This window comes from Streptomyces sp. NPDC046862 (assembly GCF_040704615.1).
Taxonomy (GTDB): domain Bacteria; phylum Actinomycetota; class Actinomycetes; order Streptomycetales; family Streptomycetaceae; genus Streptomyces.
The window spans coordinates 12855-33602 of record NZ_JBEYXP010000007.1; the positions used below are offsets into that span (position 1 = coordinate 12855).

The 20748-nt window shown below is 71.6% G+C and carries 18 protein-coding genes and 2 pseudogenes; 13 read left to right on the plus strand and 7 right to left on the minus strand.

What is annotated here, in order from left to right; all coding sequences use genetic code 11:
• Positions 1–316: 316 nt before the first annotated feature.
• Positions 317–1249 (minus strand): Ppx/GppA phosphatase family protein, encoded by a 933-nt coding sequence (locus AB0959_RS09465; RefSeq protein ID WP_366825741.1) that lies wholly within the window; start codon positions 1247–1249, stop codon positions 317–319.
• A gap of 72 nt (positions 1250–1321) precedes the next feature.
• Between AB0959_RS09465 and AB0959_RS09470 the strand changes: the two genes are divergently transcribed.
• A complete protein-coding gene (locus AB0959_RS09470) occupies positions 1322–2179 on the plus strand; it encodes a hypothetical protein (RefSeq protein WP_366825742.1) in 858 nt (285 codons plus the stop codon).
• A 23-nt stretch (positions 2180–2202) separates the two neighbouring features.
• Here the strand turns inward: AB0959_RS09470 and AB0959_RS09475 are convergent, their stop codons facing one another.
• On the minus strand, positions 2203–3972 hold the full coding sequence (locus AB0959_RS09475) for a hypothetical protein (protein WP_366825743.1): 1770 nt from the start codon (positions 3970–3972) through the stop codon (positions 2203–2205).
• A gap of 354 nt (positions 3973–4326) precedes the next feature.
• On the opposite strand from AB0959_RS09475, the gene AB0959_RS09480 reads away from it, so the two are divergent.
• From AB0959_RS09480 to disA, 3 genes are all read left to right on the plus strand, one after another.
• Complete coding sequence (locus AB0959_RS09480) at positions 4327–5805, plus strand: alpha/beta hydrolase (RefSeq protein WP_366825744.1); 1479 nt, start codon at positions 4327–4329, stop codon at positions 5803–5805.
• A 102-nt stretch (positions 5806–5907) separates the two neighbouring features.
• A complete protein-coding gene (gene radA / locus AB0959_RS09485) occupies positions 5908–7317 on the plus strand; it encodes a DNA repair protein RadA (RefSeq protein ID WP_366825745.1) in 1410 nt (469 codons plus the stop codon).
• Positions 7318–7398: 81 nt separating this feature from the next.
• Positions 7399–8523, plus strand: coding sequence for a DNA integrity scanning diadenylate cyclase DisA (gene disA, locus AB0959_RS09490; protein ID WP_366825746.1), 1125 nt, complete (start codon positions 7399–7401; stop codon positions 8521–8523).
• Positions 8524–8688: 165 nt separating this feature from the next.
• On the opposite strand, the gene AB0959_RS09495 is transcribed toward disA, so the two are convergent.
• Positions 8689–9528 carry a hypothetical protein gene (locus tag AB0959_RS09495; RefSeq protein ID WP_366825747.1) on the minus strand — a complete coding sequence of 280 codons (840 nt, stop codon included), beginning with the start codon at positions 9526–9528 and terminating at the stop codon, positions 8689–8691.
• Between the two features lie 170 nt (positions 9529–9698).
• Between AB0959_RS09495 and AB0959_RS09500 the strand changes: the two genes are divergently transcribed.
• From AB0959_RS09500 to cseC, 5 genes are all read left to right on the plus strand, one after another.
• Positions 9699–10628: an A/G-specific adenine glycosylase gene (locus AB0959_RS09500; RefSeq protein ID WP_366825748.1), complete on the plus strand. Its 930-nt coding sequence runs from the start codon at positions 9699–9701 to the stop codon at positions 10626–10628.
• A gap of 464 nt (positions 10629–11092) precedes the next feature.
• Positions 11093–11632, plus strand: a complete 540-nt coding sequence (locus tag AB0959_RS09505) for a SigE family RNA polymerase sigma factor (RefSeq protein ID WP_366825749.1) — start codon at positions 11093–11095, stop codon at positions 11630–11632.
• A gap of 110 nt (positions 11633–11742) precedes the next feature.
• A complete protein-coding gene (locus tag AB0959_RS09510; protein ID WP_366825969.1) occupies positions 11743–12351 on the plus strand; it encodes a hypothetical protein in 609 nt (202 codons plus the stop codon).
• A gap of 54 nt (positions 12352–12405) precedes the next feature.
• Positions 12406–13113, plus strand: coding sequence for a two-component system response regulator CseB (gene cseB / locus AB0959_RS09515; RefSeq protein WP_366825750.1), 708 nt, complete (start codon positions 12406–12408; stop codon positions 13111–13113).
• A gap of 176 nt (positions 13114–13289) precedes the next feature.
• Complete coding sequence (gene cseC / locus AB0959_RS09520) at positions 13290–14630, plus strand: two-component system sensor histidine kinase CseC (protein WP_366825751.1); 1341 nt, start codon at positions 13290–13292, stop codon at positions 14628–14630.
• Between the two features lie 71 nt (positions 14631–14701).
• Here cseC and AB0959_RS09525 read toward each other — a convergent pair whose 3' ends face one another.
• The 3 genes from AB0959_RS09525 to AB0959_RS09535 form a co-directional block, all read right to left on the minus strand.
• Positions 14702–15151, minus strand: a complete 450-nt coding sequence (locus tag AB0959_RS09525; protein ID WP_366825752.1) for a VOC family protein — start codon at positions 15149–15151, stop codon at positions 14702–14704.
• Positions 15152–15230: 79 nt separating this feature from the next.
• Positions 15231–15698: a helix-turn-helix transcriptional regulator gene (locus AB0959_RS09530; protein ID WP_366825970.1), complete on the minus strand. Its 468-nt coding sequence runs from the start codon at positions 15696–15698 to the stop codon at positions 15231–15233.
• A gap of 285 nt (positions 15699–15983) precedes the next feature.
• The gene (locus tag AB0959_RS09535) at positions 15984–17609 is read right to left on the minus strand and encodes an MDR family MFS transporter (RefSeq protein WP_366825754.1); all 1626 of its coding nucleotides are present in this window, start codon (positions 17607–17609) and stop codon (positions 15984–15986) included.
• 212 nt (positions 17610–17821) lie between these two features.
• Between AB0959_RS09535 and AB0959_RS09540 the strand changes: the two genes are divergently transcribed.
• Positions 17822–18460, plus strand: a complete 639-nt coding sequence (locus AB0959_RS09540; protein ID WP_366825755.1) for a helix-turn-helix domain-containing protein — start codon at positions 17822–17824, stop codon at positions 18458–18460.
• Between the two features lie 75 nt (positions 18461–18535).
• Here AB0959_RS09540 and AB0959_RS09545 read toward each other — a convergent pair whose 3' ends face one another.
• Positions 18536–19132 carry a M23 family metallopeptidase gene (locus AB0959_RS09545; RefSeq protein WP_366825756.1) on the minus strand — a complete coding sequence of 199 codons (597 nt, stop codon included), beginning with the start codon at positions 19130–19132 and terminating at the stop codon, positions 18536–18538.
• Between the two features lie 370 nt (positions 19133–19502).
• Between AB0959_RS09545 and AB0959_RS09550 the strand changes: the two genes are divergently transcribed.
• From AB0959_RS09550 to AB0959_RS09560, 3 genes and pseudogenes are all read left to right on the plus strand, one after another.
• Complete coding sequence (locus tag AB0959_RS09550) at positions 19503–19670, plus strand: hypothetical protein (protein ID WP_366825757.1); 168 nt, start codon at positions 19503–19505, stop codon at positions 19668–19670.
• 14 nt (positions 19671–19684) lie between these two features.
• Positions 19685–20182 (plus strand): annotated as a pseudogene (locus AB0959_RS09555) (DUF1016 N-terminal domain-containing protein); the annotation flags it as partial.
• 247 nt (positions 20183–20429) lie between these two features.
• A pseudogene (locus tag AB0959_RS09560) lies at positions 20430–20699 on the plus strand (hypothetical protein); the annotation flags it as partial.
• Positions 20700–20748 lie beyond the last annotated feature (49 nt).

Here is a 20748-nt window from a genome sequence, read left to right on the forward strand (position 1 = left end):
GCGGGTGGCCGGAGCGCCTGGTCGCCGTTGCGGGGTCTCGCCGTGGGCGGGTGCGGGTTCGTTGGGGCTTGTCGCGCAGTTCCCCGCGCCCCTGGCGGGGCGGTGCTCGCCGTGAGCGGGTGCGGGTTGCGGGTGGCCGGAGCGCCTGGTCGCCGTTGCGGGGTCTCGCCGTGGGCGGGTGCGGGTTCGTTGGGGCTTGTCGCGCAGTTCCCCGCGCCCCTGGCCGGGCGGCACTCGCCGTGGGCGGGTGCGGGTTCGTTGGGGCTGAGCGCGCCGCTCCCCGCGCCCCTTTGGGGCGCGGGCCCGGCTCCCTGGGCTACGACGAGCTCATCTGGTCCAGGCGGCGGAGGATGACGCCCTCTCTCAGGGCCCAGGGGCAGACCTCCAGGTTGTCCACGCCGAAGAGGTCCATGGTGGCCTCGGCGACGAGGGCGCCTGCGAGGAGTTGGCCGGCGCGGCCCTCGGAGACTCCGGGGAGTTCCGCGCGCTGGTCGGCGGTCATCCCGGTGAGCTTCGGGACCCAGGTCTCCAGGGAGCCCCGCTTCAGCTCGCGCTGGACGTAGAGGCCGTCGGCGGAGCGGGCGGCGCCGGACAGCCGGGCCAGTTGCTTGAAGGTCTTCGACGTGGCGACCACGTGGTCGGGCGCGCCGAAGCGGCTGAACTCCCCCACCGTACGGGCGATTTCCGTCCGCACATGGCGGCGGAGGGCCCGTATGTCCGCCGGGTCGGGCGGGTCCCCCGGCAGCCAGCCGGCCGTCAGCCGGCCCGCGCCCAGGGGGAGCGACACCGCCGTGTCCGGTTCCTCATCCATGCCGTACGCGATCTCCAGGGACCCGCCGCCGATGTCCAGGACCAGCAGCTTGCCCGCCGACCAGCCGAACCAGCGGCGGGCCGCCAGGAAGGTCAGGCGCGCCTCCTCCTCGCCGGTCAGGACCGTCAGCTCGACACCGGTCTCCTCCCGCACCCGCGCGAGGACGTCGTCCACGTTGCTGGCCTCGCGCACGGCGGACGTGGCGAACGGCAGCACCGACTCGACCCCTTTGTCCTCGGCGGCCTGGAGCGCGTCCTGGACGACGCCGATCAGGCTCTCGACCCCCTCGGGACCGATCGCCCCGCTGTCGTCGAGAAGCTGGGCGAGCCGCAGCTCCGCCTTGTGCGAGTGCGCGGGCAGCGGGCGCGCGCCTGGGTGTGCATCGACGACCAGCAGATGCACCGTGTTCGATCCCACGTCGAGGACACCGAGTCTCATGGACGAGAACGCTACTGCCAGCGGGGGCCCGCGCAGTCCCCACTGTCGTTCACAGGGTCTTACTCTGGACCCGTGCCAAAGACGAACAAGGCGAAGAACGACAAGGCAGCCAAATCCGCCAGGGGTTCTTCGCAGGTGAAGCCGGTCAGGTCCACGAAGCCGGGGAAGGGTGCCCCGGAACCCGACGAGAAGGGGCTCGACTTCGCGCGCGCGTGGGTGGAGTTTCCGGATCCGGCGGACGGCGATCAGGTCTTCCGCTGCGATCTCACCTGGCTGACCTCCCGCTGGAACTGCATCTTCGGAAGCGGCTGCCAGGGCATCCAGGCAGGCCGCGCGGACGACGGCTGCTGCACACTCGGCGCGCACTTCTCCGACGAGGACGACGAGAAGCGGGTCGCCGGGCACGTGGCAAGGCTCACACCGGAGATCTGGCAGCACCACGACGTGGGCACGAAGACCGGCTGGGTCTCGGAGGACGAGGACGGGGAGCGGCAGACCCGCCCGTACCAGGGCTCGTGCATCTTCCAGAACCGGCCGGGCTTCCCGGGCGGCGCGGGCTGCTCGCTGCACATCCTGGCGCTCAAGGAGGGCCGTGAGCCCCTGGAGACCAAGCCGGACGTCTGCTGGCAGCTGCCGGTCCGGCGGACGTACGAGTGGATCGACCGGCCCGACGACACCCGGGTGCTGCAGATCTCGATCGGCGAGTACGACCGGCGCGGTTGGGGCCCTGGCGGGCACGACCTGCACTGGTGGTGCACGTCGGCGACCTCGGCACACGGCGCGGGCGAGCCGGTGTACGTCTCGTACGGCCCGGAGCTGATCGAACTGATGGGCAAGGCCGGCTACGACCGGCTGGTCGAGCTCTGTGAGGAGCGCCTGGCGTCGCAGCTTCCGCTGGTGGCCCCGCATCCGGCGGATCCGGTGGGCTGAGCCCCGGCTGCTCCGCCGCCCGGCTACTCCTCCGAGGGGGGCGACTCGTCACTGCCGCCGGCCGGCGGGGTGGACTCTCCGGGGTCCGGAGTGCCCGGATCCGACGGGGTCGGCGTCGGCGTCGGATCGGCGGGCCCCGGGTCACTGGCCGTGGGCGTCGGATCGGGGGCGGACGTCGCCGGAGGCCCACTCGGCACCGGGGGGCGCGACCCGGGCGAGCTGGGACGCGGATCCGCCGGGAGCGGAGCTGTGCCGTAGCCCTCGATGGACACCACGGTGGTTCCGACGGACACCCGCGCCGTCCAGTACCCGGCGGGCTCGCGCAGATGGTCGACGTACACCTTGATCGTCAGTGATTCGCCGGGCGCGAGGGTGCCGGAGGACTGGCTGAAGTAGAGCCAGTCCTGGGCCGTGTACGCGGACCAGTGGACCGGCGAGTTCCCGGACGCGGTCAGGGTGATGAGCGTGGTGTCGCCACGGCCGGCGGCCTTCACCGCGAGGGTTCCGGAGCCCTTTCCGGGGGTGCTGACGACCTCCACGGAGACGTCGGAGGCGTGCTTGCCCGTCTTGTCGTAGCGGGTGTCCGGCTTGGCGCGCGCGTTGCCGGCGTTCTCGTACGCGTCCGCGGCCTCGCCCGCGAGCCCGTCGGGGCCGTGGGCCTCACGCGCGGTGGCGGAGTGACCGTCGACGCCCTCGCCGGTCGGGGGCGCGCCCCGGTAGGCGGCCCAGAGGGCGAGGACGGGCGCGGCGACGACGGTGGCGACGACGGTCGTCGTGACGGCACGCGCGCGCAGGCGGTCACGGCGGGCCGCGCGGTCCCTGGGGTCCATGGGGAAGCCGCGCCGGTCGAAGCGCGGGGCACCGCCACGCGCGCGTGCGAGGTGGGCCGTCGCCGAGCGCAGGGCCGCGCGCGGGGCTTCGAGGACGGGGAGTGCGGCGGGGGTGACGCTGGTGCCGGGCCAGTGGCCGGGGGTGGCGCGCTCGGCGGTGCGGCGGCAGTGGGGGCAGTCGTCGACGTGCCGGACGAGTTCGCGGCGCAGGGTGGCGCTGAGGACGAGCTGATGGTCCCCGGTGAGCCGGGCGACGCTCGGGCAGGCGCCGGTCTCGACCACGGCGAGGGCCGCGCGGGTGCGTTCCACCTCGCAGGCGGCGGAGGCGAGCAGCTCGCGTGTGGCGGCGGGGGCGAGGCCGAGGACGGCGGCGACCTCGTGGGCGGCGAGCTGGTGGCGTACGGCGAGTTCGAGCGCCTCGCGCTGCTCGGGCGTCGTACCCGCGGCCTCCGGCCAGGCGAGCAGGGCGAGTTCGCGCTGCCGCTGCTCCTGGAGGTCCTCGGAGAGGGTGGGAGCGGGCTTCTGGGCCGGCTTCTGGGCCGGCTTCTGGGCCGGCTTCTGGGCCGGCTTCTGGGCCGACTTCTGTGCGGACTTCTGGGCGCGCTGCTTCTCGGTGCCGTGGCGGCCGGCGGCATGCGTGCCCTGACGTTTCTGCTTGGCCTCGGCCAGCTTGCGCAGACACGCCCAGCGGGCCAGCGCGTACAGCCAGGCCCGGCGGTCGTCCGGGGCGTCGGGGCCCCGGCGGCGCTCGGCGAGGGCGAGGGCGTCGGCCAGGGCGGCGGTCGCCGCGTCGTGGTCGCACAGGACGGACAGGCAGTAGGTGAACAGGCCGTCCAGATACGGCTCGTGGCGCGTGGGCGGGTACTGCTCCCGCGTGGGCGCGGCCGCCCGGTCGCGTGTCTCGCGGTGCGTGCGGTGTGCGCCGGCGGTGCGGGTGGAGATCTCCGGGCTGCTGCTCATCACCCATGGGACCGTATGCGGCGGACGACGGCTACTTCTTCCCCCTTGCGCACATTTAATCCATACGGGTGAAACGATCCCTCATAAGGGGACAGGAACGCCTGATTCCGCGCCTCGCGCCTGGTCGGCGGGGGCGGCAGAGGGAGGGGCGGGAAGGGCGGGATGGAGGCGACGGGAGGCGCGCGTCGTTAATGTTGCGCACTCTGTTGACCGTCATCAGAAAAAGGCCCTACATTCCGTGGGGCCCACGCCCCCGGGAGTGGGACCCACGTCCCTAGGATCTGCACGACACGACACGACACGACACGGCACCGCTCCCTCCCTCCCCCCACCGTCTCCCCGGACAGGAGCCCCGTCATGGCCTTACGTCCCAGCGGCGTGTCCCGCGCGGGCCTGCGCGCTCTCGTCGCCCTGGCCGCCACCGCCGCCCTCTCCCTGTCGGCCACCGCCTCGGCGCCCGCCGCTCCCCCGGCCGCCACCGCGGCCCCCGCGGCCACCCCGGCCGCCGCGCGGCTCACCGGCACCCTCCCCGACGGCGCCACCTGGATCGCCGACGTCCCCGAGGACTGGAACGGCACCCTGGTCCTGTTCAGCCACGGCTTCGGCATCACCGAGGCCAAGAACGCCCCCACCGAGGCCGTACGTCTCCGCCTCCTCGAAGAGGGCTACGCGCTCGCCGGGTCCTCGTACGACACGAGCCGCTCCCTGTGGGCGCTGGAGAGCGCGCGACGCGACCAGCTCGCCACCCTCGACGCCGTCGCCGCGAAGATCGGCAAGCCCGAGCGCACGCTGTCGATGGGCGAGTCCATGGGCGGGCTCGTCAACGCGCAGCTCGCCCGCGACGCGGCCGGCCGCATCGACGGCGCCCTCGGCCTGTGCGGACTCGTCGCCGGGGCCAACGACCTCGAGAACTACCAGCTCGACGCCGAGTACACGATCGCCCGTCTGCTGCTGCCCGGGACGCCGGTGAAGCTCGTCGGCTTCGGCTCCCAGGCCGAGGTGACCGCCACCACCCAGCAGCTCTCCACCGCGGTCACGGCCGCCCAGCGCACCCCCGAGGGCCGGGCCCGGATCGCGCTCGCCGCCGCCTTCCTCAACCTGCCGGCGTGGGCACCCGGCAAGGAGCGGCCCGCGCCCGGAGACTGGGCCGGCCAACAGGCGCAGCAGTACGAGTGGTTCGCGCAGGGCATCCTCGCGTTCGTCGGGAGCGGCCGGTACGAGATCGAGAAGGCGGTCGGCGGCAACAACTCCGGGAACAAGGGCGTCGACTACGCGCGCGTGCTGGCCGGCTCGACGCACGCCCCGCTGGTCCGGGCCGTGTACCGGGAGGCAGGACTGGACCTGCGCGCCGACCTGAGGACCCTGACCGAGGGCGCCACGATCACCGCCGACCCGGCCGCCGTCCGCACCGCCGAGCGCACCTCGTCCGCCGGGCAGGGCCTGGCCGTACCGCTGCTGGACATCCACACCACGGCCGACAACCTCGTCCCGGTCGAGCAGGAGAACCGGTTCGCCGACCGGGTGCGCGCGTCCGGCGACGGGGCACTGCTGCGACAGGCGTACGTCGAGCGCCAGGGCCACTGCACGTTCACGACCGCCGAGACGGTGGCCGCGCTGCGGGCGGTCGAGCGGCGGGTGGCGGCGGGGCGCTGGGGTACGTCGGCGACACCTGGGGCGCTGCAGAAGGCCGCACTCGGCCTCGGGCTGGACGGGGCCGCGTACGTGCCGTACCGGCCGGCGGAGCTGACGGTGGGGCGCGCCCTTCAGGGGCGCGGGGCTGTGACGTCTGCGGCTCCGCCGCGTGGGCGCGACAAGCCACAACGAACCGGCAGCTGACGTACGACATCATCGGGCAGCGGTGCACGACGGCGGGGTCTGGGGGCGCCCCCCCCAGGAACCGCGGCCACACTGTCAGAGACCTCCGTTACGGTTTCCCGCATGGCTGCCCGCACCAAGACCACCAAGGACCGACCGTCCTACCGCTGCACCGAGTGCGGCTGGCAGACGGCCAAGTGGCTCGGCCGCTGCCCCGAGTGCCAGGCATGGGGCACGGTCGAGGAGTACGGCGCGCCCGCGGTCCGTACGACGACACCGGGCCGTGTCACGACGTCCGCGGTGCCCATCGGCCAGGTCGACGGACGCCAGGCCACCGCCCGCTCCACCGGCGTGCCCGAGCTGGACCGCGTCCTCGGCGGCGGGCTCGTCCCCGGCGCCGTCGTGCTCCTCGCGGGCGAGCCCGGGGTCGGCAAGTCCACGCTGCTGCTGGACGTGGCGGCCAAGGCGGCGAGCGACGAGCACCGCACGCTGTACGTCACGGGCGAGGAGTCGGCGAGCCAGGTCCGGATGCGCGCCGACCGCATCAAGGCCATCCACGACGACCTGTACCTCGCGGCGGAGACCGACCTGGCCGCCGTGCTCGGTCACCTGGACGCGGTGAAGCCGTCCCTGCTGATCCTCGACTCGGTGCAGACCGTGGCGTCCCCGGAGATCGACGGCGCCCCCGGCGGCATGGCCCAGGTCCGCGAGGTCGCCGGAGCCCTGATCCGCGCCTCCAAGGAGCGCGGCATGGCCACCCTGCTCGTGGGCCACGTCACCAAGGACGGCGCGATCGCGGGCCCGCGTCTGCTGGAGCACCTCGTGGACGTGGTGCTGAGCTTCGAGGGCGACCGGCACGCGCGCCTGCGACTGGTACGAGGCGTCAAGAACCGCTACGGGGCGACGGACGAGGTCGGCTGCTTCGAGCTGCACGACGAGGGCATCACGGGCCTGGCCGACCCGAGCGGCCTGTTCCTGACCCGGCGCGACGAGCCGGTGCCCGGCACGTGCCTCACCGTGACGCTGGAGGGCCGCCGGCCCCTGGTGGCCGAGGTCCAGGCGCTGACGGTCGACTCCCAGATCCCCTCCCCGCGCCGTACGACCTCGGGCCTGGAGACCTCCCGCGTCTCGATGATGCTCGCCGTTCTGGAGCAGCGCGGCCGGATCAGCGCCCTGGGCAAGCGGGACATCTACTCCGCGACGGTCGGCGGCGTGAAGCTCTCGGAGCCGGCCGCGGACCTCGCGATCGCGCTCGCGCTGGCGTCGGCCGCGAGTGACACCCCGCTGCCCAAGAACCTCGTCGCGATCGGCGAGGTGGGCCTCGCGGGCGAGGTGAGACGCGTCACGGGCGTCCAGCGCCGCCTGGCCGAAGCCCACCGCCTCGGCTTCACGCACGCCCTCGTACCGGGTGACCCCGGCAAGGTCCCGCCCGGCATGAAGGTCCTGGAAGTGGCCGACATGGGGGACGCGCTGAGGGTGCTCCCGCGCTCCCGTCGCCGAGAGGCCCCACGGGACGCGGAGGAGCGCCGGTAGACTTTGCCCAGGTCTCGCCCGTCCGTACGAACCGCGTGTGCGAAACGGGAGCGCCCCAGAACCTGCGACCGGAGGAGTGCAGTGGCAGCCAACGACCGGGTGGCAGCTCCCGGAAAGTCCGGTGGGAGTGCCGGTTCCGATGGTCTGATGCGCGCCTCACTGAGCGCTGTGGCACCGGGTACGGCGATGCGTGACGGGCTGGAGCGGGTGCTCCGCGGCAACACCGGCGGGCTCATCGTGCTCGGCTTCGACAAGACCGTCGAGCCACTGTGTACCGGCGGCTTCGTCCTGGACGTCGAGTTCACGGCGACGCGTCTGAGGGAGCTGTGCAAGCTCGACGGCGGCATCGTGGTCTCCTCGGACCTGTCGAAGATCCTGCGGGCCGGCGTGCAGCTGGTGCCCGACCCGGCCATCCCGACTGAGGAGACGGGCACCCGCCACCGCACGGCGGACCGCGTCTCCCGGCAGGTGGGCTTCCCCGTCGTCTCGGTCTCCCAGTCCATGCGGCTCATCGCGCTGTACGTCGACGGTCAGCGCCGCGTCCTGGAGGACTCGGCGGCGATCCTCTCCCGCGCGAACCAGGCCCTCGCGACCCTGGAGCGGTACAAACTCCGCCTGGACGAGGTCGCGGGCACGCTCTCCGCCCTGGAGATCGAGGACCTCGTGACGGTCCGGGACGTCTCGGCGGTGGCCCAGCGGCTGGAGATGGTGCGCCGGATCGCCACGGAGATCGCCGAGTACGTGGTGGAGCTGGGCACGGACGGACGTCTCCTCGCCCTCCAGCTGGACGAGTTGATCGCGGGCGTGGAGCCGGAGCGCGAGCTGGTGGTCCGGGACTACGTGCCGGAGCCGACGGCCAAACGTTCCCGTACGGTCGACGAGGCGCTCAAGGAGCTCGACGCGCTCACCCACGCCGAGCTCCTCGAACTGCCCACGGTGGCCAAGGCGCTGGGCTACACCGGCTCACCCGAGGGCATGGACTCCGCCGTGTCGCCTCGCGGCTTCCGGCTGCTGGCCAAGGTGCCGCGGCTGCCGGGCGCGATCATCGACCGGCTGGTCGAGCACTTCGGCGGTCTGCAGAAGCTGCTCGCCGCGAGCGTGGACGACCTCCAGACGGTCGACGGGGTCGGCGAGGCGAGGGCCCGCAGCGTACGGGAGGGTCTGTCGCGGCTGGCGGAGTCGTCGATCCTCGAGCGGTATGTCTGACCGCCGGCTGAGCAGGGTTCGTGGGTTCCCTCGGTGTTTGTTGGTGCCCTGAGCTCGGGGGTGCCCCCTGGGGGCTGCCGCCCCCAGCCCCCCCGCTGTCGGCCTGACGGCCTCGTCCTCAAACGCCGGACGGGCTGGATTTCCTCACCATACGGTCGCCCGCCCTCAGTCCTTCGCCAGCACGAACGACGTCTGCGCCTTCGCCAGCCCCGGAGCCTTCGCCTCGACCAGGTAGGTGCCCGCGGGTGCCGAACCCCCTGAGGGCGTCGCACAGTTGGGAGCGCTCGGACGGCGGTCCCACGCGACGGTGTAGGCGGCGCTGCCGTCGGCGGGAACGCGGAAGAGAAGGCTGCCCGCGTCCCGGGGACAGTCGGCGGAGGACCAGAACTCGTCGTCGCCGTCGGCCTGAGTGACCGTCACCACCGCCTCCTTGGGCCCGAGATCGACCTTGCAGTCGCTGCCGGAGGAGTTCTTGGCGATCAGCTGGAACGTGGGCTTCTCGCCGGGCTCGTAGGAGTTCTGGACACTGCGGACCGTCAACTTCACCGCGCTCGCCGGGCAGTTGGGAAGGCTCGACCCGGCCGGGACCTGCTCGCCGGAGATGCCGCCGCCCTTGCCGTCCGCGCCGCTGCCGGCGCCGCCGGAGCCACCGCTCGCCCCACTGCTTGACCCCGACCCGCCGCCGGTGCCGCCCGGACCCGAGCCGTCGTTCGAGCCGTCACCGGAACCGGAACCCGACCCGGAGGTGTCGCCGCCGGGCGACTCCTCGCGCCCGCCGGGGGCTTGGCTGATCGCGGGCCCGGAACTGCCGGGACCCGGCGTGATCGAGGGCGCCGGATTCTTGCCGTCGGACCCGTCCGCGTTGTCCTTGCCGTTCCCGCCACCGCTGGTGACGACCCAGGTCACCAGAAGTGCCAACAGGGCGAGGACGGTCAGCAGAACGGCCCTCCGTCGCCAGTAGATGGTGGAGGGAAGCGGCCCGACCGGATTGCGCAAAGATCCCACGCCGCAAACCTTACGAGAGATCCGCCACTTCTCCTGCCCCACCCCGCCGCCCCGGCACTACTTTCTCCGGATCATCATCCCGGCTCGCGTACGAGGGAGTCGTGCGCGACCCACCCACCGCGACCCGATACCCACACTCGGCCACCCCCGCATGGCAGGATCGAAGTGCCATGACTGCACCCACGCACACCCCGAGCGTCCCCACCCCCACCACGCCGGCGCCCGCCGGAGGCGCCCTTCACGAGCCGGTCATCGACTGGTTCGACGCACACGCCCGCGACCTGCCGTGGCGACGGCCCGAGGCCGGGCCCTGGGGGGTGATGGTCAGTGAGTTCATGCTGCAGCAGACCCCCGTGGGCCGCGTCCTGCCCGTCTACGAGCAGTGGTTGACCCGCTGGCCCCGCCCCGCCGACCTCGCCAAGGAGGCACCGGGAGAGGCCGTACGCGCCTGGGGCCGCCTCGGCTACCCGCGCCGCGCCCTGCGCCTGCACGGCGCCGCGGTCGCCATAACGGAACGGCACGGCGGCGACGTCCCCACGGAGCACGCGCAGTTGCTCGCGCTGCCCGGCATCGGGGAGTACACGGCCGCCGCGGTGGCGTCCTTCGCGTACGGGCAGCGGCACGCCGTCCTCGACACCAACGTCCGCCGCGTCCTCGCCCGCGCGGTCACCGGCGTGCAGTACCCGCCCAACGCGACGACCGCCGCCGAGCGCAGACTGGCCCGCGAACTGCTGCCCGAGGACGAGCGCACCGCCTCCCGATGGGCCGCCGCCTCCATGGAGTTGGGCGCGCTGGTGTGCACGGCGAAGAACGAGACGTGCCACCACTGCCCGATCGCCGCGCAGTGCGCCTGGCGGCTCGCCGGGAAGCCCGCGCACGACGGCCCGGCCCGCCGCGGCCAGACGTACGCCGGCACCGACCGCCAGGTCCGCGGCAAGCTCCTCGCCGTCCTGCGGGAAGCCGTCGCGCCCGTACCGCAGGCCGTTCTGGACCGGGTCTGGGACGAGCCCGTGCAGCGCGCCCGCGCCCTCGACGGCCTGGTCTCGGACGGCTTGGTCGAGCCCCTGCCGGGTGGCCTCTACCGCCTGCCGCTGACCTGAGCGACCTGGGCGACCTGGGCGACCTGGGCGCGAAGGGCGTGAGCGTCCCGCGCGACACGGCTACGGCGACCGCCCCGTAACGGCGGCGGTCGCCCCCGCGCACCATCACAGCGTCACCCCGCGCACGGTCGCGCCTTCACCCCGCGCACCGTCACGCCACACGGCTTTCGCCCTCAGCCGTGTCACAGTCCCCTGCTCGCCGACACACAATCACCGCCCGGCAATTCACCCCATAACCGCACCTAAGGGCACCTCTCTTTATCCCGGCCCTACTTCCGTTACACAACCGACGGACAGCCGAGCGTTCTCCGCAGGCTCTCTCGGACAGCCCCGTGACAACCGCTCCGTAGCTTCATTGCCGTACCGCACGAACAGCCGTGCGGCGACCAGCGAGAGCTACCGGCAAGACCTACCGGCGACGGGCAGGGGCAGCGGCCGGGACACGGGGAACGGAGGCGGTTGGAATGGCGCACGGCGAGGTGCTCGAATTCGAGGAGTACGTCCGCACTCGGCAGGACGCGCTGCTGCGCAGCGCCCGCCGCCTGGTTCCGGACCCGGTCGACGCGCAGGACCTGCTGCAGACCGCGCTCGCACGGACGTACGGCCGCTGGGACGGAATCGCGGACAAGCGGCTCGCGGACGCCTACCTCCGCCGCGTGATGATCAACACCCGCACCGAGTGGTGGCGGGCCCGCAAGCTGGAGGAAGTGCCGACCGAGCAGCTCCCGGACGCCTGTGTCGAGGACTCCACCGAGCAGCACGCGGACCGCGCCCTGCTGATGGATGTGATGAAGGTTCTCGCTCCCAAGCAGCGCAGCGTCGTAGTGCTGCGACACTGGGAGCAGATGTCCACGGAGGAGACGGCCGCGGCCCTGGGCATGTCGGCCGGAACGGTGAAGAGCACGCTGCACCGGGCGCTGGCCCGGCTCCGCGAGGAGCTGGAGAGCCGCGACCTGGACGCCCGCGCGCTCGAGCGTGAGGAGCGGGAGCGTTGCGCGGCCTGAGCAACCGGCCCGGGCCGGACGGCCCCGGGCCCGAGCCGCTGGGACTCGGAATCGACGAGTCCCGGCGGCCCGGGCCCGGCCCGTCCGGCCCCAGCCAGGCACTGAAGGCGGTGATCACGGCAGGAGCCGTGGTCGCCGCCCTCGGGCTTTTCGTCGCCGCCTGCGGTACCGGCGGCACGGGCGCCCGTGACGAGGGTCCGGCCGGCAACGACTCCCTCGCGCCGGGTGCCGCCTCCGTCGCCGCCGGACCCACCGAGGACCGCGCGACCATGGCCAAGGTGGTCAAACTGGTCAAGGCGGACCCCAAGGTCAGCAAGGACGTCAAGCGGGATCTCCAGCCGTGCGTGGCCGACGAGTACCCGGTCGACGTGTCGTACGGCAAACTGACCGGCCAGTCGGCCAACGACATCGTGGTCAATGTGATGACCTGCGGGGACGCGGTCGGCGTCGCCTCGTACGTGTTCCGCGAGCGGCGCAGCGGGTACGAGAACGTGTTCAGGGCCGAGGAGCCCCCGGTGTACGCGGAGATCGACCGGGGCGACCTGGTGGTGACCCAGCAGCTGTACGCCAAGGGCGACCCGGTGGAGTTCCCGTCCAGCGAGGAAGTGATCACCTACCGCTGGACCAGGAACCGCTTCGCCGAGGAATCCCGGACGCACAATGACTACAGCAACGCGGTGGGCGACACGGACACCCCGGAGCCGGTCCCCTCGAAGTGACCACGCCCGCACCACCAGATCCTGACGCCGAGAGAGAGCGACTGAGAGCACCGGATGGCAGAGCAGACCCACGTCCTGTTCGTCGAGGACGACGACGTCATCCGCGAGGCCACTCAGCTCGCGCTGGAGCGGGACGGCTTCGCGGTCACCGCCATGCCCGACGGGCTGTCGGGCCTGGAGGCGTTCCGTGCCTCCCACCCCGACATCGCGCTGCTGGACGTGATGCTGCCGGGTCTGGACGGGGTCAGTCTCTGCCGGCGCATACGGGACGAGTCGACCGTTCCCGTGATCATGCTGTCGGCCCGCGCCGACTCCATCGACGTCGTCCTCGGCCTGGAGGCGGGCGCGGACGACTACGTGACCAAGCCGTTCGACGGTGCCGTGCTGGTCGCGCGCATCCGGGCGGTACTGCGCCGGTTCGGGCACGCGAGCGGCGGCGCGGCGAAGGGGGAGGGTCACGGGACGGCCGCGGTCGGCGGCGTGCTCTCCTTCGGCGAACTGGAGGTCGACACCGAGGGCATGGAGGTACGGCGGTCCGGGCAGCCGGTGGCGTTGACGCCGACCGAGATGCGGCTGCTGCTGGAGTTCTCCTCGGCACCCGGCACGGTGCTCTCCCGTGACAAGCTGCTCGAACGCGTGTGGGACTACGGCTGGGGCGGTGACACCCGGGTCGTGGACGTCCATGTGCAGCGGCTGCGGACGAAGATCGGTCAGGACCGCATCGAGACCGTCCGCGGCTTCGGGTACAAACTCAAGGCCTGAGCAGAGGTAGCAGAGGCATGCGGGGGACTTTCGAGCGACCGGCTGACGGACGTCCGGCGGCACGACCGGCGGGAGACCAGGTGGGACAGCCGACGGCAGGCCCGGAGGAACGGCTGGCAGGAGGCCCGGTGGAACGGCTTGCAGGAGGCCGGGCGGGACGGCCGGCGGAAGGCCCGATGGGACGGCTGACGCGCGCGGACTCCGGTCTGCGCACCGGTCTGCGCACCGGTCTGCGCTGGAAGCTGAGCGCGGCGATCGCCATGGTCGGCGCGCTGGTGGCGCTCGCGCTGAGCCTGGTCGTGCACAACGCGGCCCGTGTGTCGATGCTGGACAACGCCCGCGACCTGGCGGACGAGCGGATCCAGGTCGCCCAGCGCATGTACGAGTCGGGACGCCAGCAGAACCCGGGTGCGTTCGGGGTGCGGGTCGACGACCCCGGGATCCCGCGTGACCTGCTGACGAAGGTCTCGGAGGGCCGGCGCGCCACGTACGTCGCCGACGGCCCGCACGGCGTACCGGACATATGGGCCGCGGTGCCGCTGAAGGACGGCACGGTGCTCTCCCTCCACACCCGTTTCACCGACCGCAGCGCGGACATCATGCAGGACCTGGACCAGGCCCTGGTCATCGGCTCGATCGCGGTCGTGTTCGGCGGCTGCGCGCTCGGGGTCCTCATCGGCGGCCAGATGTCACGCCGGCTGCGCAAGGCGGCGTCGGCGGCGAACCAGGTCGCCAAGGGCGAGACCGACGTACGGGTCCGGGACGCGATCGGCGGTGTCGTACGCGACGAGACCGACGACCTCGCACGGGCCGTGGACGCCATGGCGGACGCGCTCCAGCAGCGCATCGAGGCCGAGCGGAGGGTGACGGCGGACATCGCGCACGAGCTGCGCACCCCGGTCACGGGCCTCCTGACGGCGGCGGAACTCCTGCCTCCGGGGCGTCCCTCGGAACTGGTCCGTGACCGGGCCCAGGCGATGCGCACGCTCGTGGAGGACGTCCTGGAGGTGGCCCGGCTCGACGGCGCCTCCGAGCGCGCCGAGTTGCAGGACATCATGCTGGGCGAGTTCGTGGCGCGGCGCGTCGCCGCGAAGGACGCGGACGTCGCGGTACGGGTCGTCCACGAGTCGGCGGTCACGACCGACCCGCGCCGCCTCGAACGTGTCCTGTTCAACCTGCTGGCCAACGCGGCGAAGCACGGCAAGCCGCCGATCGAGGTCACGGTCGAGGGCCGGGTGATCCGCGTCCGCGACCACGGCCCCGGTTTCCCGGAGGAGTTGCTGGCCGACGGCCCGCGCCGCTTCCGTACCGGCGCGTCCGACCGCGCGGGCCAGGGCCACGGCCTGGGCCTGACCATCGCGGCCGGCCAGGCCCGGGTGCTCGGGGCCCGGCTGACCTTCCGCAACGTACGCCCGGCCGGCGTGCCCGAGGACGTGCCCGCCGAGGGGGCGGTGGCGGTGCTGTGGCTGCCCGAGCACGCACCGACGAACACGGGCAGCTATCCGATGCTGCCGTAGCCGCTGACGCTGCCGTAGCAGGTGTGGCGATGCCGTAGCAGGTGTGTCGATGCCGGGAGTGGGCGACCGAGTCAGTCGGCCGTCCACTCCTGGTCGAGGTCGAGGCCGCCCTCACGGCGCTGGGTGAAGGAGAACCAGTTCCCGGAATCGTCCCGGAACAGGGCCTCGGTCCCGTACGGCCGATCCTGGGGCTCCTGGAGGAACTCCACGCCCCGGTCCTTGAGCCTCTTGTAGTCGCCGTGGATGTCGTCCGTGGTGAGGACGCCCGCCCCCAGGGCACCCTTGGCGACGAGCTTCCTGATCATCTCCCCGGACTCCGGGTCCATGGCGGGCGGCCCGGGCACCATCAGGGTCAGTTCGACGCCGGGCTGGTCCGGCACGCCGACGGTGAGCCAGCGCATGCCGCCGTCGCCCATGGTCATGTCGGTGCGCACCTCCAGGCCCAGCTTCTGGGTGTAGAACTCCTTGGCCCGGTCCTGGTCGAGGACCCACACGGTCGAGATGGCGTATCCCTTGATCATGACGTGCTCCTGCTCGTACGGGATGCGGTGGCGGGGCTGCGCTTCGCGCCCCGCGCTGCCACGCTAGGCCCGTCGCGCGTCAGCCCGCTTCTCCGGAATTGCTGCGTCGGCTGCCGCGGTGCCCGGCGCCGCTGTCCCTCTCCTGGCCGCCGCTCTCGCCGGGCTTCGACCGCCATCCTCCGGCCCACAGCATCGCGTAGCACCCCGGTATCAGGGCGGCACCGCGGCCGACGTGCTTCGCTCTGTACTCACTCGGGGAGAGTCCCGTCCATACCTTGAACCTCGCGGAGAAGGTCCCGAGGCTGCTGAACCCGACCAGATGGCATATCTCCGTCACGGAGAGGTTGGCGGTACGCAGGAGGTCCTCGGCGCGGTCGATGCGGCGGTGGGTGAGGTACTGGCCCGGCGTCTCCCCGTACGCCTCCTTGAAGGCCCGGATGAAGTGGTACCGCGAGTACCCCGCGCTGGCCGCGACCGCGCCCAGGTCGAGACCGGGGTCCGCCCACTCCCGGTCCATCACGTCCTTCGCGAGCCGAAGCTGTCGCAGCCTGTCCACGATCCCGATCGTGGCACGGCCCACTGACAACGGCGTTCAAGGACCGTTTTCCTCGCCCCCGCCGCCCCTACCCGTCCCCTCCCGTCCCCGGGGCTCCGCCCCGGACCCCGCTCCTCAAACGCCGGAGGGGCTGGATGTCCAGCCCCTCCGGCGCGCGTTTGAGTACGAGGCCGTCAGGCCGTCAGGCCGACAGGCGGGGGCCTGGGGCGGCGGGGGCGAGATCCACTACGCCCGCCCACACACCCACACCCGCAAACCGCCCGGCCTCAGACAGCCTCAGACAGCCTCAACAACGGCCTTCGGCCCCGCGGCCTCTCCAGCCGCACCCTCGGACGCAGCCTCCTCGGACACCGCATCCTCATCCGCCTTCGGAGACCCTCCCCTGAGCGGAACCTCCTTCACGAACACCGCGGCCACGAACGCCAGCACGGCCACCGCGGACCCCAGCACGAACGCGGAGTGCGTCCCCGCGGCCACCGCGTACTGGTACGCCTCCCGCACAGGCGCCGGCAGCTTCGCCAGACTCGCCGCATCCAGCTGCGCCGACTTCTCGGTCAGCTTGGCCCCGAGGCCCGGGGCCCGCTCGACCATGACATCGTTCACCCGGTTGTTGAACAGGGCGCCCATGATCGCGACGCCGAAGGACGACCCGAGCGTCCGGAAAAGGGTCGTCGACGACGAGGCGACGCCCATGTCCTTCATCTCGACGCTGTTCTGCGCGACCAGCATGGTGATCTGCATCAGACACCCCATGCCCGCCCCGAGCACGGCCATGAAGAGCCCGGACGTCAGCCGGGACGTCCCCGTGTCCATCTGCGAGAGCAGGAACAGCCCCACCGTCATGAGCACACTGCCGACCACCGGGAACACCTTGTACTTACCGGTCCCCGTGGTCACCCGCCCCGCCACCATCGACACGGCGAGCATCGCGCCCAGCATCGGCAGCAGCAACAGACCGGAGTTCGTGGCGGACGCCCCCTGCACCGACTGCTGGAACAGCGGCAGGAACAGCACGGCCCCGAACATCACGAACCCGGTGATGAAGCCGATCACCGACATCAACGTGAAGTTCCGGCTCTTGAAGATGTGCAGCGGCATCACCGGCTCCGCCGCCTTGGTCTCCCAGAACACGAAGCCCACGAGCGCGGCCACGCCGATCGCGGTCAGCTCCATGATCATGGCGGAGCCCCACGCGTACTCGGTGCCGCCCCACGTCGTGACGAGCACGATGGACGTGATGCCGACGGTCAGCAGCGCGGCTCCGACGAAGTCGATGCGCCGCCACGACCGGTTCTCGGTCTTCTTCGGCAGGTGCAGCACGGCGGTGACCGCGATCAGCGCGACCACGCCCAGCGGCAGGTTGATGTAGAACGACCAGCGCCAGCCCCAGTTGTCGGTGATCGTGCCGCCCACCAGCGGGCCCAGGATCATGGCGAACGCCATGACGCCGGCCATCATCCCCTGGTACTTGCCGCGCTCCCGCGGAGGTATCAGATCGCCGATGATCGCCATGACCCCGACCATGAGCCCGCCGGCACCGAGCCCCTGAATGGCCCGGAACCCGATCAGCTGCCCCATGTCCTGGGCCATGCCGCTGAGCGCCGATCCGACCAGGAAGATCACGATCGAGGTGAGGAAGGCGCCCTTGCGCCCGTACATGTCGCCGACCTTGCCCCAGATCGGGGTGGAGGCGGCGGTGGCGAGGGTGTACGCGGTGACGACCCATGACAGGTGCTCGAGTCCGCCCAGTTCACCGACGATCGTCGGCATGGCCGTCCCGATGATCATGTTGTCGAGCATCGCGAGGAGCATCGCGATCATCAGTGCGAGCAGGACGACCCGTACGCTCCTCGGTTGTTCACCGCCCCCGGCCTTCTCCGTGTCCGTAACCGCTTCCGCCATCGTCCCCACTCCCCTAGGTGCCGCCGGTCCCGACCGCTCAGCCGTTCACCGGCTTCCGCTGACGCCCCCTGGCACTTACTTGCCGACCGGCTAGTTGTCTACACTGAAGGAACGTAGACGCGTAACTAGCCGGGCGTCAAGTAAGTTTCCGTAGGCTTGACCGGCGAGGGCAGTCCGGGAGCGCGAGGGGCAGGACGACGATGGGCGGGGCCATGAGTGGCACGGAGGACACGGGCGGCGCGAGCGGCACGGGCGGCACAGGCGGCACAGGCGGCACGAAGCAGCAGCGCCGCGGGGACACCCGCCAGCGCATCCAGGACGTGGCCCTGGAACTCTTCGCCGAGCAGGGGTACGAGAAGACGTCACTGCGCGAGATCGCTGAGCGGCTCGCCGTGACCAAGGCCGCCCTCTACTACCACTTCAAGACCAAGGAAGACATCCTCATCAGCCTGTTCCAGGACATGACCCGTCCGATCGACGAGCTGATCGCGTGGGCGAAGGGGCAGCCGCACGGCCTGGCCACCAAGCAGGAGGTCCTGCGCCGCTACAGCGAGGCTCTGTCGGCCGCCGCGCCGCTCATGCGTTTCATGCACGAGAACCAGGCGACCGTACGGGAGTTGAGCGTCGGCGAGTCGTTCAAGGACCGCATGCTGATGATGATGGACATCCTCAAGGAGCCGGATGTCCCGCTCATCGACCAGATCCGCTGCGTGAGCGCGCTCTTCACGATGCACGCGGGGATCATCGCCCTGAGGGATGTCGAGGGCGACCCCGAGGACAAGCGCAAGGCGGCCCTGGAGGTCGCGATCGACCTGGTGACGCAGGCGCACGGGGGCGCCCGCGGCGTGTGAGCGCGGCCGGTCCGGCGCGCCCCGCCGGACCGCCACGCCCGGCCGGGCCGGCGCGTCGGCCGCGAGGACGCCGGGTCAGAGACCGACGCCCTCGGACTTCAGGAAGGCGACCGGGTCGACGGCGGACCCGTAGTTGGGGGTCGTACGGATCTCGAAGTGCAGGTGCGGGCCAGTGGTGTTGCCCGTGTTGCCGGAGAGCGCGATGGGCTGTCCGGTCTTGACGACCTGCCCCACCTTCACGTTGATGCGCGACAGGTGGGCGTACTGGGAGAACGTCCCGTTGCCGTGATTGATGACGATGGCGTTGCCGTACGCCGGACCGTCACCGCCGCCGTTGCCGCCCGCCTTGACGACCTTGCCGCCGTGCGCGGCGACGACCGTCGTACCGATGTTCACGGCGAAGTCCTGGCCGCTGTGCTTGTGCTGCCACCTGCCGCCGGCCTGCGCGAAGTGGGCGGAGAGCTTGTAGTCCTTGACGGGGGTGACCCACGAGGCCGCCTTCTTGGCGGCGGCCGATATACCGCCGTGGGCGGCGGCCGGAGCACCGCTGTCGGCGGCGGCCGCCATCCCGGCTCCCCCGACGACCGAGGCTCCGAGCCCTGCGACCACCACAGCGGTACGCAGACGGAGCAGGGACGTACGGGGACGGGTGGAGCGGACACGCTTCGACATGGAGTTACCTCACAGGAACGGGGACACGGAGCCCTCCGGGACGCGGACATCACCGGGTGGGCCGTCCCTTGGTAACCCGGACTTCCCCCAGCCCCAAAACTTGCTATCTACGACATGAGGTAGTTCTCTGCCTCAAAATTGCCTAGAAGTGGACAAATTCCCCTGAAGTGCCTCCACCGCCATACCGCCCGGATCAAGCCCGCCCGAACACCCCAAATGCCCTCGGATCGACGCAGCCTTTTCCACTATTTCTCCTAGTAAGAGATATACGTCTCGTGCCGCATGTCACCAACTCGCAAGATCGAAGGACCGCGGAATGTGACGGGCACTACGCCGACTGATCCGGTTCACGGCTCTCGGGGGGCGTCGAATGGATCCCGCGGTCATCGGCACGCTCCTGGCATCGAGCGTGGTCGCTCCGCTGGTGAAGAAGCTGTTCGTGCGGGAGGGCCCGGGCGCGGCCCTGGTCGACAAGCCGGTACGGCTGTCCGCCCTCATACGAACCCTCGCCCCAAACTCACACGTTCGTATGACGTGACACGATTCGTCCCCGTGCAAAGATCGCCTTGCGCGAGCCTGCACAAGAACACCGAGGCCGAAGCCGCGACCGTCCCCGCCCAGCTCGGCGCCCTCCCCTCCTGGTACGGAGACCTGCTCGGGGAGGTCAAGGAAGCCGTCGCGGGCGCACGCCTGCGTGCCCAGCGAGCCGTGAACACCGAACTCGTCCAGATGTACTGGCAGATCGGCAGGCTGATCCTCGCCCGTCAGGAACAGGAGGGCTGGGGCACCAGGGTCGTGGCCCGGCTCGCCGCGGACCTGAAGGCGGCCTTCCCGAACCAGCGCGGCTTCTCCCGCCGCAACCTCATCTACATGCAGAAGATGGCCCGCACCTGGCCGGAGCCAATTGTGCAACAGCCTGTTGCACAATTGCCGTGGGGCCACGCAACCGTGCTCATGGACAAGCTCGATACCCGCTCCGAGCTGGACTTCTACACCACCGAGGCCGTCCGCAACGGCTGGTCCCGCGCCCTGCTGGACCGCTTCATCCACCAGAACCTGCATCTCACCCAGGGCTCGGCGGCGAGCAACTTCGAGGTGACCGTCCCCGACGGATCAGCGGTGCTCAAGGGGCTGGCCCGTGATCCTTGTCGAGCAGACCAGACGGCAGAGCGAACTCATTGTGAAAGTCGACGAGTTGATCGCCCGCACGCCTCGGCCCAGCGGAACCGACACCTCCTTCGAGGCGCGTTACCTCGCGTACGTGGCCAAGGTCCACAGCCACCTCACCATCTACGGCATCGACCTGGTCAACGCCCGGCCGCGCGAACGGGCCGAACTGCTGCGGGACCTGACCGCGTCGGCGGAGCGACTGGACGGTGCGGCAAGCGTGCGCTTACGGCTGCTCGCGCTCGCCTCGCTGGAACACGCGACGGAACTCGACCCGCGCGTCCGCGCCGACATCGAGCCGAACGCCGCGTCGCTCATTCCGCCCCGGACGACGGAGGAGGCACGCGCCCTCGCCGATGCCGGCCCGCTCGTGCTGGATCTGCTGCCCGGCCCGGAGGGCTCAGCGTGCTGTGACAAACCGGTCCTCGAAGCCGCCGCGTACGCCCAGC

What these genes read in the sequence shown, in the direction of transcription:
- AB0959_RS09505 (WP_366825749.1), top strand. Translation starts at nt 11,093, where the DNA reads ATGGCGCACGGCGAGGTGCTCGAATTCGAGGAGTACGTCCGCACTCGG.
- AB0959_RS09550 (WP_366825757.1), top strand. Translation starts at nt 19,503, where the DNA reads ATGGATCCCGCGGTCATCGGCACGCTCCTGGCATCGAGCGTGGTCGCT.
- AB0959_RS09525 (WP_366825752.1), bottom strand. Translation starts at nt 15,151, where the DNA reads ATGATCAAGGGATACGCCATCTCGACCGTGTGGGTCCTCGACCAGGAC.
- cseC (WP_366825751.1), top strand. Translation starts at nt 13,290, where the DNA reads ATGGGACGGCTGACGCGCGCGGACTCCGGTCTGCGCACCGGTCTGCGC.
- AB0959_RS09480 (WP_366825744.1), top strand. Translation starts at nt 4,327, where the DNA reads ATGGCCTTACGTCCCAGCGGCGTGTCCCGCGCGGGCCTGCGCGCTCTC.
- radA (WP_366825745.1), top strand. Translation starts at nt 5,908, where the DNA reads ATGGCTGCCCGCACCAAGACCACCAAGGACCGACCGTCCTACCGCTGC.
- AB0959_RS09540 (WP_366825755.1), top strand. Translation starts at nt 17,822, where the DNA reads ATGAGTGGCACGGAGGACACGGGCGGCGCGAGCGGCACGGGCGGCACA.
- AB0959_RS09500 (WP_366825748.1), top strand. Translation starts at nt 9,699, where the DNA reads ATGACTGCACCCACGCACACCCCGAGCGTCCCCACCCCCACCACGCCG.
- AB0959_RS09465 (WP_366825741.1), bottom strand. Translation starts at nt 1,249, where the DNA reads ATGAGACTCGGTGTCCTCGACGTGGGATCGAACACGGTGCATCTGCTG.
- cseB (WP_366825750.1), top strand. Translation starts at nt 12,406, where the DNA reads ATGGCAGAGCAGACCCACGTCCTGTTCGTCGAGGACGACGACGTCATC.
- AB0959_RS09545 (WP_366825756.1), bottom strand. Translation starts at nt 19,132, where the DNA reads ATGTCGAAGCGTGTCCGCTCCACCCGTCCCCGTACGTCCCTGCTCCGT.
- AB0959_RS09535 (WP_366825754.1), bottom strand. Translation starts at nt 17,609, where the DNA reads ATGGCGGAAGCGGTTACGGACACGGAGAAGGCCGGGGGCGGTGAACAA.